The following is a 15250-nucleotide window of genomic DNA, read 5'->3' on the forward strand; positions in this document are numbered from 1 at the left end:
AAGGCACGTTCTTCTGTCGTCACTCAGCGCTACCTTCCTGTCATGCGAAGAACAGCGACACTAGAGTGGCCCCAGGAATCGACCCAGGAGGATTCGATGGCCGAGCCGCTCCCCGACTGGTTCCTCACCCCGCCCGGGGGCTGGACCGCTGATGACATGGACCGACTTCCTCCGGGGGTACCCCGGATGGAACTCATCGACGGAGCGCTCGTCTTGCTTTCCCCCCAGACCCGTTTTCACTCGCACGTCATGATCAACCTGGCACACGAACTCCAGGACATGGCACCCAAGTGCGTCGATGTCCTCGCCGAGATGACGATGAAGCTGGGCAAGTACCAGCGGCCCGAACCCGACATCCTCGTCTACGAGTTCGAGGAGGGGAGGGACGACCACCTCGACTGGTACCAGGCCACCCACGTCCCGCCCGAGGACGTCCTCATCGCGATCGAGATCGTCTCCCCGGAGTCCCGGGAGCGGGACCGCACCACCAAACCGATGAAGTACGCGGCAGCCGGAATCCCGCACTTCTGGCGGATCGAACCGGAGGAGACGGGGCCCGCGATCCACGTGTACGAACTCGACGGGGGCCGTGATCCCCGCTACGTCCCGACCACCATCGCCCGGGAGCGGCTCAAGCTGGACGTGCCCTTCCCGATCGACGTCGACGTGCGGGCGCTGGCCCCTCGGCGCTGACCCTCACCACCGGGCCCTGCCCAGGCGCTGCTGGCGGCGGCGTCCGCGACCCCTCGGCAGGGCCTCGCGCGCGAGGTCTGCGGCGCCCACCAGTCCCGCCTCGTTGCCCAGGGCCGCGGCGACGACACGGGCCTCCGGCCGGTAACCCCGGCCGGTCAGACTCCTCGCGAAGGCGCTCCGGGCCGGGCCGAGCAGCAACTCACCCACCTCGGACACTCCACCGCCGATCACGAACAGCTCCGGGTCGAAGGCCGCCGCCAGGTTGGCCAACCCCACACCGAGCCACCCGCCCGCTTCCTCCAGGAGCTCACGACAGGCGCGGTCCCCCTTCCGCGCGAGCTCGCTCACCAGCGGCCCCGTGATCAGCGCCGGGTCCCCGCCCACGGCCTGCCACAGCACCTCCGCCACCGGGGACTCCGCCGACACCAGCTCGCGGGCCTCACGGGTGAGCGCGTTCCCGCTCGCGTACTGCTCCCAGCAACCCCGGTTACCGCACTCACAGCGGTGCCCGCCCGGCACCACCGTCATGTGACCGAACTCGCCCGCCAACCCGTAGCGCCCGCGTCTGAGCTCCCCGCCCAGGACGATCGCGCCACCGATCCCCGTGCCCAGGTTGACCACCACGACGTCGTCCACGCCCCGCGCGGCGCCCGCCCGCACCTCGGCCCAGGCCGAGGCGTTCGCGTCGTTCTCGACCACCACGGGCAGCCCGAGACGCACGGAGAGCGCGTCCCTGAGCGGCTCCTCACGCCAGGACAGGTGCGGGGCGAACAGCACCCGGGAACGGCGCTCGTCGACGAACCCGGCCGCGCCCACGCCCACGGCACGCACCCGGTACTCCCGGCGCAGCTCGGACACGACCGACACGATCGTGTCCTCCACCACCGTGGCGCTCCGGCTCCGCGCCGGGGTCTCGGTGCGCAGCCGCGCCAGCACCCGGCCGCCGGGGGTGACCACCCCGGCCGCGACCTTGGTCCCCCCGATGTCCACACCGACGGTGAGGGAGTGCCCGTACCGCGCGTTCGTCATCATGCCCGCTCCACTCCACCCTCCGGGGACCAGTGGTCCCCGGTCATCCGACCCTCGGTCGTGCTTTTTGGATCATTCCGCGCTCGCGTTGCCAGGCTGCCTCTCGCCGCGCCGATGAAGCTCGGACAGCCAAACCCGGGCGGGCCCCCGCTGTGCGAAGCTGCGGAGCTCGCGTAGCAGGGCACAGTAGGGGCAGCTTCACTCATCGTCTTGCGAGAAATTGCCTGGCGACCGCTCGCATCGATGGCGGCTCCGCCGCCACCGGCGAAAGCATCCAAAAAACACTCCCTAGGCAGCGGCCCGCCGGGGGCCGCCCCACCACACCGCACACACACGAGAACGCGCACCCGGGCCGACGTGTGCCCGGATGCGCGCTCGAATCGTGGGAGGAACGCCCTACGCGAGGGCGGTGCGCACCACCCCGGCCAGACGCTCGGCCACGGCCGTGGCCTGCTCCAGCTCGGGGGCCTCCACCATCACCCGCACCTTCGGCTCGGTCCCGCTCGGGCGGATCAGCACCCGCCCGGTCTCGCCCAGCTCCGCCTCGGCCTCGCGGACGGCGGCGGCCAGCTCCTCGGACTCCGCCGCCCGGGAACGGTCCACGTCGGGGACGTTGATGAGCACCTGCGGCAGGCGGGTCATCACCTTGGCCAGCTCGGCCAGGCCCTGGCCCCGGTGCGCCATCGCGGCCAGCAGGTGCAGGCCGGTCAGCAGACCGTCCCCGGTGGTGGCGTGGTCGAGCAGGATCACGTGGCCGGACTGCTCGCCGCCCAGACCGAACCCGCCGCGCTTCATCTCCTCCAGCACGTACCGGTCACCGACCGCGGTCTCCACCACGGTGACGCCCTCGCGCGCCATCGCCAGTTTCAGACCGAGGTTCGACATGACCGTCACCACGAGGGTGTCCTTCTCCAGACGCCCGGCGTCCTTGGCCTCCGTGGCCAGGATCGCCAGGATCTGGTCGCCGTCCACCACGTTGCCCTCGGAGTCCACGGCCAGGCAGCGGTCGGCGTCGCCGTCGTTGGCGATACCGGCATCGGCGCCGTGCAGCCGCACCGCCTCCTGGAGGGCCGCCAGGCTGGTGGACCCGCACCCCTGGTTGATGTTGTGGCCGTCGGGCTGGTCACCGATCGCGATGACCTCCGCGCCCGCTCGGCGCAGCGCCTCGGGGGCGACCGTGCTGGCCGCTCCGTGGGCGCAGTCCATGACCACCTTGAGCCCGTTCAGGGCGTGCGGGAGCGAGTCCAGGACGTGCTGGGTGTACCGCTCGGCGCCGTCGTGGGACTCCGTGACCCGGCCGACCGCGTCGCCCACGGCGGGGGTCGAGGGGACGCCGAGCATGCCCTCGATCTCCTCCTCCAGGGCGTCCTCCAGCTTCTGGCCTCCCCGGGCGAAGAACTTGATCCCGTTGTCCGGAGCCGGGTTGTGGCTGGCCGAGAGCATCACACCGAAGTCGGCGCCCAGGGCACCCGTGAGATAGGCCACGGCCGGTGTGGGCAGCACGCCGACCTTCACGACGTCCACACCGGTGCTCGCCAGGCCCGCGACGACCGCGGCCTCCAGGAACTCACCGGACGCGCGGGGATCGCGGCCGACCACCGCGAGCGGTCGCCGCTCCCCCTCGGCACGGGCCAGGACCCTCGCCGCCGCGATGGACAGTTCCAGGGTGAGCGAAGCGGTCAGGTCGCGTCCCGCGAGACCGCGTACACCATCGGTTCCGAACAGCCGAGCCACAGGCGACAGCCCCTTTCGAAAGCGGCGCCGGAGAGAGCCGGCGCCGGTGAATTTCAGCGTGGCCGAGAAAGCCACCGGAAAAACCAAAAGCCCGTACGCCGTCCCCGACAGAGGGAACGACGTACGGGCGAAAGCTCAGCCGAGCAGGAGCCGGCGCATGAGCATTAGCGCTTGGAGAACTGCGGAGCCTTGCGCGCCTTCTTGAGACCGGCCTTCTTCCGCTCGACCTCACGGTCGTCACGGGTGAGGAAGCCGGCCTTCTTCAGGGTCGGACGGTTGTTCTCGGCGTCCAGGGTCGCCAGCGCACGGGCGATGCCGTGACGCAGGGCGCCGGCCTGGCCGCTGGTGCCGCCGCCGTCAAGACGGGCGAAGACGTCGTAGGCGCCGTCGAACCCGAGGGAGACGAAGGGGTCCTTGACCGTCTGCTGGTGGACCTTGTCCGGGAAGTAGACATCAAGCGGCTTGCCGTTGATCTTCCACTCGCCCGAACCGGGGGCGATGCGGACGCGGGCGACGGCCTGCTTACGACGACCGGTACCGGCGCTGGGGCCGGACGCGGTGGGGACGTAGGCGGCGGTCGTCTCGTCCGACTCGCTCGTGTACTCGGAGGGGAAGTCCTCCGGGTTCTCGGCGATTTCCTGCTCGACGTCTTCGATGCCGGTGGGCTCGACCACGGTTATCCTCGTGCTTCCTGTAAAAGTCTGCGAACGCCTAGGCGGGCTGCTCGATCTTCTTGATTTCGAACGGAACCGGCTGCTGGGCCTGGTGCGGGTGCTCCGCACCGGCGTACACCTTGAGCTTCTTGCCCATCTGACGGCCGAGGGAGCCCTTGGGGAGCATGCCCTTGACGGCCTTCTCGATGGCCCGCTCGGGGTTCTTCTCCAGCAGGTCGGCGTACGCGATCGAACGCAGACCGCCGGGGTAACCGGAGTGCCGGTAGGCACGCTTCTGGTCCAGCTTCTTGCCGGTCAGGGCGACCTTCTCGGCGTTCACGACGATGACGAAGTCGCCGGTGTCGATGTGGGGCGCGTAGTAGGGCTTGTGCTTGCCCCGAAGCAGCGTGGCGACCTGGCTCGCCATACGCCCGAGCACGAGATCGGTAGCGTCGACAACGTGCCACTGACGCTGGACATCGCTTGGTTTGGGGCTGTATGTGCGCACGATCGTTCGCCTTCGCTCTTCAGTCGGCTGCCCCATCCCGAACGGGATGGTGGACTCGTATTACGGAACACCCCTACGGGTGCGGGGCCGGGAACAGCCGCCGCGGGTGCGGGGCTGTTACTTGGCCGGATGTCCCATGTCCAATCAGGACGACCCGGTCGTGAGTGCGCAGACGATGGTGCGTGGATCGGCACCCAGCTTCGGGAGTTTGGGGCCCACGGCAACTCAACGCACAACGACGAAATATCCTACCTGTCCACCCTAACGCAGGTCAAAGCGAGCGTCGGGCCGACCGATGGGATACGTCTGGCGGGAAAGCGCCGGGACGGGTTCACATCCGTGACCTCTCCGCCTTTTATTATGCCTGTCGCCGGGAGTGCTTCGTCCTGCTCTCGCCCACGCGTTGGTTACCCTTGCACCAAAAGGCCGGTATCCGCCCGGTACCACGGGCGGCGCGCCGCACCTTGGAGACGCCCGTCACGATCGCCGAACGTCCGCTGAAGCAGTACGGAAGCCCCAGCGCGGACACAGGCCACGGGCCCGGCGAACCGCGGCCCAGTCCCACTCTCAGAGCCTTCGGAGACTCCCATCAGTACCCATCCGAACCCGCCTCAGTACGGCCCAGACGGACGACCTCTCCAGCCGGAGGCAGGCGACGGTCGGGACCTGCTCGGTGCGCCCTCCCAGCCTGAGGGCCAGCATTCCACATCCGGGCCGCAGTTCCCGCCGCACGCGGGCCCCTCGGGTCCGCAGTTCCCGCCGCACGCCGGGCACTCCGGCCCGCAGCCGCCGCAGCCCGCTCCGGGCCTCCCCCCGCACGGCCAGTTCCCGCAGCCGCCCCAGGGCGGCACCGGGCCGCAGGGTGTTCCCGGTGCGCACAGCGGCCCCCAGCTCCCGCCGCACGCCGGCCCGAGCGGCCCGCAGGCACCGCCCCACCCGGGCGGTCCGCAGCAGGGCGGACCCCGTCCCGGCGGTCCCGGTGCCCCCACCGGCGGCCACCCCGGAATGGGACATCTCACTCAGAGCGGTCCGAACGTCCCCCCCGCCGGCCCCCACGGCGGTCCTCCCGGCCCCGGACGGCCGGTCACCGGACCGCAGGCTCCCGGCCACCCCCACCCGGGCCCGCCCCTTCCTCCCGGGGCACCGCACCCCGGTCAGGGCGGGCCGATGCCTCCGCACGCCCAGGGCCGTCCACCGCAGCCGCCCCACGGCCAGCCCGGCCCGCCCCAGGGCCCTCCCGGCAGCGGCCCCCAGGTTCCGCCCGGCGGCCCCCAGGCGATGCCCACCGGCGGCCAGCCGTCGATGCGCGGACCGATCCCGCCCCCGCCCAACTCCCTTCCGCCGGGCCCGCCCGGAGGCCCCGGAGCCCCGGGGATGCCCCCGCACGGCGCGCCCTCCGGGGGTCGGCCGCCGTCGTACCCCGTCCAGCCGCCGGAACCGCCCCGGCCCTCCGAGGAGCCTGTCTTCCCGGCCGACGCCATGGGAGCGACCCAGAACCTGAGAGCGGTCCCGGCCGCTCCCTCCGGGGGTGCCCGTCCGCTCTACCGGGACGAGGTTCCCGAGGACGCCGGTGCGGACACCGCCCAGTTCGACGTCCAGAGCGTGCGGGACGACTACGACGACTACGACGATTACGAGGACTACGACGACGGGCCCGCGCGGAAGCGCCCCCGGAGCCAGCTCGTCCTCATGGGCGCGGGTTTCGTCGCCCTGCTGGCGATCGCTGGCGGCGGCGCCTTCTACTTCGGCTCCGGCGGCACCGGCGCGGCCACGGTCTCCGACGAGGGCGCCGACTCGGGAGCCCTCTCCGCGGACGGCCTCTTCCCCGAGGAGATCGAGATCGAAGGCCAGGGCACGTTCAGCCGCGTGGCCGTGGATGACAGCGAGGACTGCGCCTCGGGCACCCACGGCGACTACGGCCAGGTGCTCACCGACAACGACTGCCGTCAGCTGGTGCGCGCGTCCTACCTGAGCGAGGACCAGAACCACGCGGTCACGGTCGGGGTCGCCGCCCTGCCCAGCGACGCGGAGGCCGAGACGGCCCTGGGAGCCCAGGACCTGGTCGGCGCCGCGTGGTTCGCCGGGCTGCCCGGCGAGGAGGGCACCCCGGCCGAGCGCCTCGGTTACTCGGGCGGCCACGGCAGCAGCGGCCAGTGGGGCCGCTACCTCCTCTTCTCCCTGTCCGCCAACAGCGACGGCAGCGACGAGGGCACCGAGGACGGCGCCGACGCCACCGAGCTGCGCGACATCGGCGAGGGGTTCATCGAGAGCGCCCACTCGGCGCTGGCCGACGACCGCGCCTGACCACACGAGGCGGCGCCACCCCGGTTGTCCACAGCCCAGTGGACCAGGGTGGCGCCGTCCCGTGTTTCCAGCTCTACTTGTCCTCATGGGGGAGCTCAGGGCTCCGCCCGCACAGGCCTGCCCTCTGAGCCCCACGCGCCTCGGAAGCCCCAAGGTCAGGCGCCGCACCCCGCACGCCCTCACACGGGCTCACAGGGGCTCCGGGACGCACGCGCTCACGGGCTCAGACACGCACGCGCGCACGAGGCCCCTCCCGGTCTGCGCTCCGTCTACCCCGCGTGCCCCTTGCAGGGCAGCTCACGCACGCGACGGGTGAGGCTCGCCCGCCCGGCCAGCTCCTCGTCGGCCGGGTAGCGCACCTCCTCCAGGCTCAGCCCCTGCGGACCCACCACGTGCACCGACGAGTCGCGCACGGCCGCGCCCAGAACCCGTCCGGGCCACTCGACCCCCCGCCGCCCGTCCCCCACCGCCAGGAGCGTCCCCACGAGGGCGCGCACCATGTTGTGGCAGAACGCGTCGGCCTGGATCGTCCCCGCGATCAGGTACTGCTCCTCCCGCACCCACTCCAGACGCAGGAGCTCGCGGATGGTCGTGGCCCCCTCACGCTTCTTGCAGAAGGCCGCGAAGTCGTGCTCGCCCACCAGCAGCGCGGCGGCCTCGTTCATCCGGTCCACGTCCACCGGGTGCCGGTGCCACAGCACGTCCCGGCGGCGCAGCGGCTCCACGCCGTACGGAGCGTCGCTGACGCGGTACACGTAGCGCCGGAACAGGGGCGAGAAGCGTGCGTCGAAACCCGGAGGGGCCACCCGGACGGCGTTGACACGCACGTCCCGGGGCAGCACGCCGGCCAGCCTGCGCAGCACCCGCTCCCCCTCGCTCTCCCAGGTCGCGACCGGCACGTCCACCTGCGCCACCTGGCCGCGCGCGTGCACCCCGGCGTCCGTGCGCCCGGCGCACGTCACCGAGGCCGACGGCAGCCGGAGCACCTTCGCCAGCGCGGACTCCAGCTCGCCCTGCACGGTGCGCCGGGTCGGCTGGGTCGCCCACCCGGAGAAGTCGGTGCCGTCGTAGGCGATGTCCAGTCGCAGCCGGACGGTCGTCTCGTTCTCGTCCATCCCCACCCCGCATCCGGGCGCGCCCCTCGGAGCGCGCCCCCATGAAAAGAAGAAGTGCCCGACCCCCGCGAGGGTCGGGCACTCGACGAGCCTGGCACGCGGGCCCGGAGGCCCCACGCACGTCAGCCCTACTTGCTCTCGGAGCTCTCCTCGGTGGCCTCGGGGGCCTCCGTGGTGGTCTCCTCGGTCGCGGCGGTCTCCTCGACGGGAGCGGCGGCCGGAGCGGCGGGCGCGTTCAGCGCCTCGACCAGCTCGATGATGGCCATCGGGGCGTTGTCGCCCTTCCGCGGACCGATCTTGGTGATACGGGTGTAACCACCGGGGCGGTTCTCGAAGCGCGGACCGATCTCGGTGAAGAGCTCGTGCACCACGGACTTGTCCGTGATCTTGGTCAGCACCTGACGACGGGCGTGCAGGTCACCGCGCTTGCCGAGCGTGATGAGCTTCTCGGCGTACGGACGCAGGCGCTTGGCCTTGGCCTCCGTGGTGCGGATACGGCCGTGCTGGAACAGCGAGGTGGCGAGGTTCGCCAGGATGTGCCGCTCGTGAGCGGGCCCGGAACCCAGACGGGCGCCCTTGGTAGGCGTGGGCATGGTGTCGTTCTCCTAGTGATGCGGTCCACGGCCGCACTCGGCCGGGGACCTTGGGGCGACGAAGGTTAGTACTGCTCCGTCTCGACGAAGGACTCACCCTCGTCGTCCTCGGAGCCGTAGGAGTCGGCCGCGGTGCTGGGGTCGAATCCGGGCGGGGAGTCCTTCAGGGACAGGCCCATGTCGATGAGCTTCTGCTTGACCTCATCGATGGACTTGGCACCGAAGTTACGGATGTCCAACAGGTCCTGCTCGGAGCGGGCAACCAGCTCACCAACGCTGTGGATGCCCTCACGCTTGAGGCAGTTGTAGGACCGGACCGTGAGGTTGAGGTCCTCGATCGGCAGCGCCAGGTCCGCCGCGAGCGCGGCGTCCGTGGGCGACGGGCCCATGTCGATGCCCTCGGCGTCGACGTTGAGCTCACGCGCCAGACCGAACAGCTCGACCAGGGTCTTGCCCGCGCTGGCCACGGCGTCACGGGGACGGATGGCCGGCTTGGTCTCGATGTCGACGATCAGGCGGTCGAAGTCGGTGCGCTGCTCGACTCGGGTGGCCTCGACCTTGTAGGTCACACGCAGCACCGGCGAGTAGATGGAGTCGATCGGGATCCGACCGATCTCCTGGCCCTGCTGCTTGTTCTGCGTCGCGGAGACGTAACCGCGGCCGCGCTCGACCGTCAGCTCCATCTCCAGCTTGCCCTTGCCGTTCAGCGTGGCGATGTGCAGGTCGGGGTTGTGCACCTCGACACCGGCCGGCGGAGCGATGTCCGCGGCGGTCACCACACCGGGGCCCTGCTTGCGCAGGTACATCAGCACCGGCTCGTCGTGCTCGGAGCTGACGACCAGACCCTTGAGGTTGAGGATCATCTCGGTGACGTCCTCCTTGACCCCGGGCACGGTGGTGAACTCGTGCTCGACGCCCTCGATGCGGATGCTGGTGACAGCAGCACCGGGGATGGAGGACAGCAGCGTGCGCCGGAGAGAGTTACCGATCGTGTAGCCGAAACCCGGCTCCAGCGGCTCGATGACAAACCTCGAACGCAGGTCCGAGACGACTTCCTCGGTGAGCGTGGGACGCTGTGCGATCAACATGGTCCGTGACTTCCCTTCCACATGGCCGACCGCTATTTGACGGCCACCGGACGGACACCACCGGAGTGGTGGTGTCCCCTGTTCGGATTCCTACCCGGTCCGCGCCGCCTCCGCACGGGAGACGGTCACGGACCACACCACGGGGTGCCCGCGCGGCAGGAGGCGCGGGCACCGGTGCCAATCAGACGCGGCGGCGCTTCGGCGGACGGCAGCCGTTGTGCGGAACCGGGGTGACGTCCTGGATGGAGCCGACCTCGAGACCGGTCGCCTGAAGCGAACGGATCGCGGTCTCCCGGCCGGAGCCCGGGCCCTTCACGAAGACGTCGACCTTGCGGACACCGTGCTCCTGGGCACGGCGGGCCGCGGCCTCGGCGGCCATCTGCGCGGCGTAGGGGGTGGACTTACGCGACCCCTTGAAGCCGACCTGACCCGAGCTGGCCCAGGCGATCACCGCACCGGTGGGGTCGGTGATGCTCACGATCGTGTTGTTGAACGTGCTCTTGATGTGAGCGTGCCCGTGGGCGATGTTCTTCTTTTCCTTGCGGCGCACCTTGCGCGCGGCACCCTGACGGCCCTTAGGCGGCATGAGCGAAACTCCCAGAGATCATCGGTCCGTGTGTATCTTCTCGGACGCGGTTGAAAGGTCCGAGGCGGACTACTTCTTGCCGGCCTTCTTCTTGCCGGCCACGGTCTTCTTCTTGCCCTTGCGGGTACGGGCGTTGGTCTGCGTGCGCTGACCGCGGACCGGAAGGCCACGACGGTGGCGAATGCCCTGGTAGCTGCCGATCTCCATCTTGCGACGGATGTCGGCCTGGACCTCGCGACGCAGGTCACCCTCGACCTGGTAGTTGGCGTCGATCCACTCGCGCAGCTTGACCAGGTCCTCTTCGGACAGCTGGTAGACGCGGGTGTTCCCGTCGACACCGGTGTTCTTCAGGGTTTCGAGGGCGCGGGTACGGCCAACCCCGAAGACGTAAGTGAGAGCGATCTCCACCCGCTTGTCGCGGGGGAGGTCAACGCCGGCAATACGTGCCATGTGGGCGAGACTCCATCCATGCATATGCGGAGGTCTGACCCGTTCCATCCTCTCGTCGCCCAATCGACGAGGCCCCGGCCTCCGACCGGGGGTTCTCCCCCGCGCGTCCTCGACGGCGGGAGATCGGAACAGGTTTTCGTTGTTTCACTGCCCGGCGGGGGGATCCTCCCCCTACCGGGTCCTCGCTGTGCGGAAGCCGCGGCGAGCGAACCGGGGGTACTAGCCCTGGCGCTGCTTGTGACGCGGGTCCGAGCAAATGACCATGATCCGACGGTTACGACGGATCACGCGGCACTTCGCGCAGATCTTCTTCACGCTCGGCTTGACCTTCATGGTGACTCCGAACTCATCACATCACCAGTCTTGGGCCGTCGGCCCCTGACGGGCTACTTGTAGCGGTAAACGATGCGCCCGCGCGTGAGGTCGTACGGGCTCAGCTCCACGACGACGCGGTCGTCGGGGAGAATACGGATGTAGTTCATCCGCATCTTGCCGCTGATGTGGGCAAGGACCGTGTGCTTGTTGTCGAGCTCTACCTTGAACATAGCGTTGGGTAGCGACTCGACAACGGAACCCTCGATCTCGATGGCGCCGTCTTTCTTCGCCATGTCCTCCACGCCTCGCTCATCAATTGGTTGATCATGACAACCCGACGCGACCCCAGTGGCCTCGCATGACGCGACAGCCCGGACGACCGGAGGATTCCTGGTCGCCAGAGCCTGAACACACTGGAAGCTCGGGCCAACTGCGAGAGAGCGTACGTCGAGTGGAATGACGTGGCACAAAGAAGGCAGACTGACCCAACAGCCCGCGTATGGGCAGTGACAGTCTATCCCCTTCGGGCAAGTACTCCTAACCGAAGGGCACAGAACCCTACACCGTACGCCCCACGGGGCGAACCGGCGCGCGGAGCGCCCTGTTCCCGCCACCGGGGGCCGCCCGGACGGTGCCCGGCGGATCCGGCGGTTCCTAGTCCTCGCCCTGCCCGCGCTGCGCGGCGAGCACCCCGAACGTCACGACGGACATCATGATCCCCCACGGGCCCAGGACCCACAGGAACCAGGGGTAGCTGGCCTCGGTGGTGAAGAACAGGATCAGCCAGATGAAGAAGCAGAGGAGGTTCACTCCACCGTAGAGGACCCACGGCACCATCAGGGCGGGGTCCCTCAGCCGCAGCGGCGGAGCCGCGGCGTCGGCCAGCGGAGCCCGGCCGACGTCGGCGAGATCGCGCTCGGGGAGGTCGCGGGTGACCAGGGCCAGTTCGTCCACGGTCCGGGACCGGTACACCTGGCTGAGGCGTTCGGTGAACTCCTCGTGGTCCAGACGCCCCTGGGCGAAGTGCTCCTGGAGGAGCCCCGCCACGCGGTCGCGTTCGGAGTCGGACGATCGCATCGAAGACACCGGGTCGGACATCGCGCGTACCTCGCCTCTCACCCGTGGGGGTGGTCGCCACCCCCGCCGCTCCGACTGATCGCCGGAGGGCGTCGGGGGGTGGGCCCGCCGTCACCAGGTCGGCTGGACGAGCCCCATCTGGGAGATTTTATCGCGGTTCGACTCACGCGCGGTCAGCACCATCGGGCCGTCCGCCGTGATCGCCACGGTGTGCTCGAAGTGGGCGGCGCGGCCACCGTCCCGGGTGACGACCGTCCAGCCGTCGTCCAGCTCCACCACGTCGTGCGAGCCGAGCGTGGTCATCGGCTCGATCGCCAGGCACATGCCCTCGACCAGCTTCTGACCACGGCCCTTCTTGCCGTAGTTGAGAACGTGCGGATCCATGTGCATCTCGGTGCCGATGCCGTGACCGCCGTACTCGCGCACGTTGCCGTAGCCGCCGTTGGCCGAGATGTGGCCGCCGATCGCGAAACCGATGTCGCCCAGGCGTTTGCCCGGCCGCATCTGCGCGATCCCCAGCCACATGGACTCCTCGCAGACCTCCATCATCGCGAGGTCCTCGGGCCGGGCCTCCCCGACAGCGATGGTCACCGCGGAGTCGCCGTGCCAGCCGTCGAGGATGGCGCCGCAGTCGACGGAGATGATGTCCCCGTCCGCCAGGACGCGCTCGGCGGTCGGGATGCCGTGCACGACCTCCTCGTTCACCGAGGCGCAGATCGAGCCCGGGAAGCCGTGGTAGCCCTTGAAGGACGGAACGGCCCCGGCGTCCCGGATGACCTTCTCGGCCACCGAGTCGAGTTCGAGGGTGGACACTCCGGGCCGCACCGCGGCCCGGAGGGTGTCCAGGGCGCGGGCCACGACCTGACCCGCCGCCCTCATCTTGGCGATCTGTTCCGGCGTCTTGATCTGCACGCCCGAGCCACCTCTGGGAGACATCAGACCGCCGACCGCTTCTCCTCGATGGCGGCCTTCGCGCGGGCCGTCACCTCCGCCACGGGGCCCGTGGCGGCGATGGTGGCCAGCAGGCCCTCACCGGTGTAGAACTCGACCAGCGGAGCCGTCTGCTCGCGGTAGACCTTCAGGCGGTGCCTGATGGTCTCCTCACGGTCGTCCTCACGCTGGTACAGCGCGGCACCCTCGTTGTCGCACGTGCCCTCGACCTTCGGGGCGTCGTACTCCACGTGGTACACGCGGCCGCACTCGGGGCAGGAACGACGACCCGAGAGGCGCTTGACGACCTCCTCCTCGTCGACCCGCAGCTCCAGGACGACGTCCAGCTGGGTCCCGAGGTCCGCGAGCATGCCCTGGAGCGTCTCGGCCTGGGGGACGTTGCGGGGGAACCCGTCCAGCAGGAAACCACCCGCCGCGTCGTCCTGGGCCAGCCGGTCCTTGACCATGGCGTTGGTGACCTCGTCGGGGACGAGGTCACCGCGGTCCATGAACTCCTTGGCCTTCTTGCCGAGTTCGGTACCACCGCTGACGTTGGCCCGGAAGATGTCACCGGTGGACACCTTCGGGATCGACAGCTCTTCCGCGAGGATCTGGGCCTGGGTGCCCTTGCCGGCCCCAGGCGGCCCCACCAATACTGCACGCATTTATCGCAGAAAACCTTCGTAGTTCCTCTGCTGGAGGTGACTCTCGATCTGCTTCACCGTGTCCAGCCCGACACCCACCATGATCAGGATGCTCGTCCCGCCGAAGGGGAAGTTCATGTCGGCACCGGTGGCGCCGAGAGCGACCATGGGCAGGAGAGCGATCACACCCAGGTACAGCGAACCGGGGGTCGTCAGACGAGTCAGGACGTAGTCCAGGTACTCGGCGGTCGGACGCCCCGGACGGATACCCGGGATGAACCCACCGTACTTCTTCATGTTGTCGGCGACTTCAGTGGGGTTGAACGTAATCGCCACGTAGAAGAACGCGAAGCCGACGATCATGACGAAGAAGGTCGCCATGTAGACGGGGTGGGTGCCCGTGAGGAAGTAGGTCTGGAAGAACTGCGCCACCGGGTGGGTGGAGTCCTGTCCGATCAGACCGACGACCAGCTGGGGGAGGTACAGCAGGGAGGAGGCGAAGATCACGGGGATGATGCCCGCCTGGTTGACCTTCAGGGGGATGTAGGTCGAGCTGCCGCCGTACATACGACGACCCACCATGCGCTTCGCGTACTGCACCGGGATACGGCGCTGCGCCTGCTCCATGAACACCACGGCGGTGATCAGGGCCAGACCGGCGAGGCAGATGATGATGAAGATCCAGACCGACCGCTCCTCGTAGAGGCCCATGATCGAGGAGGGGAACATCGCGATGACCTGGGTGAAGATCAGCAGCGACATACCGTTGCCGACACCGCGCTCGGTGATCAGCTCACCCATCCACATGATGATCGCGGTGCCCGCGGTCATCACGAAGACGATCGTCACCATGGTGAGGATGTCCTGGTTGGGCATGTAGACCGACGGGTCGATCGAGTTCTGGAAGAGGGCGCCGGTGCGGGCCATGGCCACGATGGAGGTGGCCTGGAGCACGGCGAGCATGAGGGTCAGATAGCGGGTGTACTGCGTGATCTTGCTCTGTCCGGCCTGGCCCTCCTTCTTGAGGGCCTCCAGACGCGGGATCACGACGGTGAGCAGGTTGATGATGATGCTCGCGGTGATGTACGGCATGACCCCGAGCGCGAACACCGCCAGCTGAAGCAGGGCGCCGCCACTGAACAGGTTCACCAATGCGTAGACACCGGACTGGTCCTGCGCGGTGATGAAGTCCATCTGCTCCCGGATCGCCGCCGAGTCGATGCCCGGAGCGGGAATCACCGAGCCCAGCCGGAAGATCGTCAGGATGAACAGTGTGAACAGCAGCTTATTGCGCAGGTCGGGCGTGCGGAATGCACGAACGAACGCACCTAGCACGTCTCCTCCTGCGCGGCTTCGGCGGCGGAACGGGTTCCAGACATCGCGGCCGATCCTGAATCGTCGTAGAACGTCAGCGCCGGGCCTGTCGCCCGGAGCTCGGAAGTACTCACATTACGTCAAGCGGGGAGCTCAAACAGATGGCACTGTAACAGTCATCACCTGACGCGAGGTGTCGTGAGTCATAACGATCAAC

At 69.2% G+C, this 15250-nt stretch carries 18 protein-coding genes; 2 read left to right on the plus strand and 16 right to left on the minus strand.

Annotated elements, in window-relative coordinates; genetic code table 11:
• Positions 1 to 96 precede the first annotated feature (96 nt).
• Positions 97 to 693 carry a Uma2 family endonuclease gene (locus ACRWK8_RS11855; RefSeq protein WP_378738505.1) on the plus strand — a complete coding sequence of 199 codons (597 nt, stop codon included), beginning with the start codon at positions 97 to 99 and terminating at the stop codon, positions 691 to 693.
• Positions 694 to 696: 3 nt separating this feature from the next.
• Here the strand turns inward: ACRWK8_RS11855 and ACRWK8_RS11860 are convergent, their stop codons facing one another.
• The 5 genes from ACRWK8_RS11860 to ACRWK8_RS11880 all read right to left on the minus strand — a co-directional run bounded on the left by ACRWK8_RS11860 (position 697) and on the right by ACRWK8_RS11880 (position 5631).
• Positions 697 to 1725, minus strand: coding sequence for an ROK family glucokinase (locus ACRWK8_RS11860; RefSeq protein WP_431870251.1), 1029 nt, complete (start codon positions 1723 to 1725; stop codon positions 697 to 699).
• Between the two features lie 393 nt (positions 1726 to 2118).
• Positions 2119 to 3456, minus strand: coding sequence for a phosphoglucosamine mutase (gene glmM / locus ACRWK8_RS11865; RefSeq protein WP_378738509.1), 1338 nt, complete (start codon positions 3454 to 3456; stop codon positions 2119 to 2121).
• Positions 3457 to 3620: 164 nt separating this feature from the next.
• Positions 3621 to 4130, minus strand: coding sequence for a 30S ribosomal protein S9 (gene rpsI / locus ACRWK8_RS11870; protein WP_378738511.1), 510 nt, complete (start codon positions 4128 to 4130; stop codon positions 3621 to 3623).
• A gap of 37 nt (positions 4131 to 4167) precedes the next feature.
• On the minus strand, positions 4168 to 4617 hold the full coding sequence (rplM, locus tag ACRWK8_RS11875) for a 50S ribosomal protein L13 (RefSeq protein WP_378738514.1): 450 nt from the start codon (positions 4615 to 4617) through the stop codon (positions 4168 to 4170).
• 567 nt (positions 4618 to 5184) lie between these two features.
• Positions 5185 to 5631 (minus strand): hypothetical protein, encoded by a 447-nt coding sequence (locus ACRWK8_RS11880; protein ID WP_431870254.1) that lies wholly within the window; start codon positions 5629 to 5631, stop codon positions 5185 to 5187.
• A gap of 153 nt (positions 5632 to 5784) precedes the next feature.
• On the opposite strand from ACRWK8_RS11880, the gene ACRWK8_RS11885 reads away from it, so the two are divergent.
• On the plus strand, positions 5785 to 6921 hold the full coding sequence (locus ACRWK8_RS11885) for a hypothetical protein (protein ID WP_431870256.1): 1137 nt from the start codon (positions 5785 to 5787) through the stop codon (positions 6919 to 6921).
• 269 nt (positions 6922 to 7190) lie between these two features.
• On the opposite strand, the gene truA is transcribed toward ACRWK8_RS11885, so the two are convergent.
• From truA to secY, 11 genes are all read right to left on the minus strand, one after another.
• Entirely contained in the window at positions 7191 to 8036 is an 846-nt protein-coding gene (gene truA, locus ACRWK8_RS11890; RefSeq protein ID WP_431870258.1) for a tRNA pseudouridine(38-40) synthase TruA, read from the minus strand.
• 128 nt (positions 8037 to 8164) lie between these two features.
• A complete protein-coding gene (gene rplQ, locus ACRWK8_RS11895; RefSeq protein WP_378738521.1) occupies positions 8165 to 8629 on the minus strand; it encodes a 50S ribosomal protein L17 in 465 nt (154 codons plus the stop codon).
• A gap of 65 nt (positions 8630 to 8694) precedes the next feature.
• Positions 8695 to 9717: a DNA-directed RNA polymerase subunit alpha gene (locus ACRWK8_RS11900; protein WP_017542981.1), complete on the minus strand. Its 1023-nt coding sequence runs from the start codon at positions 9715 to 9717 to the stop codon at positions 8695 to 8697.
• Positions 9718 to 9898: 181 nt separating this feature from the next.
• Positions 9899 to 10303, minus strand: coding sequence for a 30S ribosomal protein S11 (gene rpsK, locus ACRWK8_RS11905; RefSeq protein ID WP_017542982.1), 405 nt, complete (start codon positions 10301 to 10303; stop codon positions 9899 to 9901).
• Positions 10304 to 10372: 69 nt separating this feature from the next.
• Positions 10373 to 10753 carry a 30S ribosomal protein S13 gene (gene rpsM / locus ACRWK8_RS11910; RefSeq protein WP_017542983.1) on the minus strand — a complete coding sequence of 127 codons (381 nt, stop codon included), beginning with the start codon at positions 10751 to 10753 and terminating at the stop codon, positions 10373 to 10375.
• 219 nt (positions 10754 to 10972) lie between these two features.
• On the minus strand, positions 10973 to 11086 hold the full coding sequence (gene rpmJ, locus ACRWK8_RS11915; RefSeq protein WP_082206327.1) for a 50S ribosomal protein L36: 114 nt from the start codon (positions 11084 to 11086) through the stop codon (positions 10973 to 10975).
• A 53-nt stretch (positions 11087 to 11139) separates the two neighbouring features.
• Entirely contained in the window at positions 11140 to 11361 is a 222-nt protein-coding gene (gene infA / locus ACRWK8_RS11920) for a translation initiation factor IF-1 (protein ID WP_017578623.1), read from the minus strand.
• A gap of 361 nt (positions 11362 to 11722) precedes the next feature.
• The gene (locus tag ACRWK8_RS11925; RefSeq protein WP_378738525.1) at positions 11723 to 12166 is read right to left on the minus strand and encodes a DUF1707 SHOCT-like domain-containing protein; all 444 of its coding nucleotides are present in this window, start codon (positions 12164 to 12166) and stop codon (positions 11723 to 11725) included.
• A 90-nt stretch (positions 12167 to 12256) separates the two neighbouring features.
• On the minus strand, positions 12257 to 13081 hold the full coding sequence (map, locus tag ACRWK8_RS11930; RefSeq protein WP_378738527.1) for a type I methionyl aminopeptidase: 825 nt from the start codon (positions 13079 to 13081) through the stop codon (positions 12257 to 12259).
• The gene (locus ACRWK8_RS11935) at positions 13081 to 13740 is read right to left on the minus strand and encodes an adenylate kinase (protein ID WP_378738529.1); all 660 of its coding nucleotides are present in this window, start codon (positions 13738 to 13740) and stop codon (positions 13081 to 13083) included. The genes map and ACRWK8_RS11935 overlap by 1 nt, the downstream gene beginning before the upstream one ends.
• Complete coding sequence (gene secY, locus ACRWK8_RS11940; RefSeq protein WP_378738531.1) at positions 13741 to 15054, minus strand: preprotein translocase subunit SecY; 1314 nt, start codon at positions 15052 to 15054, stop codon at positions 13741 to 13743.
• Between the last annotated feature and the right edge of the window lie 196 nt (positions 15055 to 15250).

The sequence above is a fragment of the Nocardiopsis eucommiae genome (assembly GCF_965344335.1).
Lineage (GTDB): Bacteria > Actinomycetota > Actinomycetes > Streptosporangiales > Streptosporangiaceae > Nocardiopsis > Nocardiopsis eucommiae.

What these genes read in the sequence shown, in the direction of transcription:
- rpsM (WP_017542983.1), bottom strand. Translation starts at nt 10,753, where the DNA reads ATGGCACGTATTGCCGGCGTTGACCTCCCCCGCGACAAGCGGGTGGAG.
- ACRWK8_RS11925 (WP_378738525.1), bottom strand. Translation starts at nt 12,166, where the DNA reads ATGTCCGACCCGGTGTCTTCGATGCGATCGTCCGACTCCGAACGCGAC.
- map (WP_378738527.1), bottom strand. Translation starts at nt 13,081, where the DNA reads ATGTCTCCCAGAGGTGGCTCGGGCGTGCAGATCAAGACGCCGGAACAG.
- ACRWK8_RS11935 (WP_378738529.1), bottom strand. Translation starts at nt 13,740, where the DNA reads ATGCGTGCAGTATTGGTGGGGCCGCCTGGGGCCGGCAAGGGCACCCAG.
- rpmJ (WP_082206327.1), bottom strand. Translation starts at nt 11,086, where the DNA reads ATGAAGGTCAAGCCGAGCGTGAAGAAGATCTGCGCGAAGTGCCGCGTG.
- rplQ (WP_378738521.1), bottom strand. Translation starts at nt 8,629, where the DNA reads ATGCCCACGCCTACCAAGGGCGCCCGTCTGGGTTCCGGGCCCGCTCAC.
- ACRWK8_RS11880 (WP_431870254.1), bottom strand. Translation starts at nt 5,631, where the DNA reads ATGTCCCATTCCGGGGTGGCCGCCGGTGGGGGCACCGGGACCGCCGGG.
- ACRWK8_RS11885 (WP_431870256.1), top strand. Translation starts at nt 5,785, where the DNA reads ATGCCTCCGCACGCCCAGGGCCGTCCACCGCAGCCGCCCCACGGCCAG.
- infA (WP_017578623.1), bottom strand. Translation starts at nt 11,361, where the DNA reads ATGGCGAAGAAAGACGGCGCCATCGAGATCGAGGGTTCCGTTGTCGAG.
- rpsK (WP_017542982.1), bottom strand. Translation starts at nt 10,303, where the DNA reads ATGCCGCCTAAGGGCCGTCAGGGTGCCGCGCGCAAGGTGCGCCGCAAG.
- ACRWK8_RS11855 (WP_378738505.1), top strand. Translation starts at nt 97, where the DNA reads ATGGCCGAGCCGCTCCCCGACTGGTTCCTCACCCCGCCCGGGGGCTGG.
- truA (WP_431870258.1), bottom strand. Translation starts at nt 8,036, where the DNA reads ATGGACGAGAACGAGACGACCGTCCGGCTGCGACTGGACATCGCCTAC.
- ACRWK8_RS11860 (WP_431870251.1), bottom strand. Translation starts at nt 1,725, where the DNA reads ATGATGACGAACGCGCGGTACGGGCACTCCCTCACCGTCGGTGTGGAC.
- ACRWK8_RS11900 (WP_017542981.1), bottom strand. Translation starts at nt 9,717, where the DNA reads ATGTTGATCGCACAGCGTCCCACGCTCACCGAGGAAGTCGTCTCGGAC.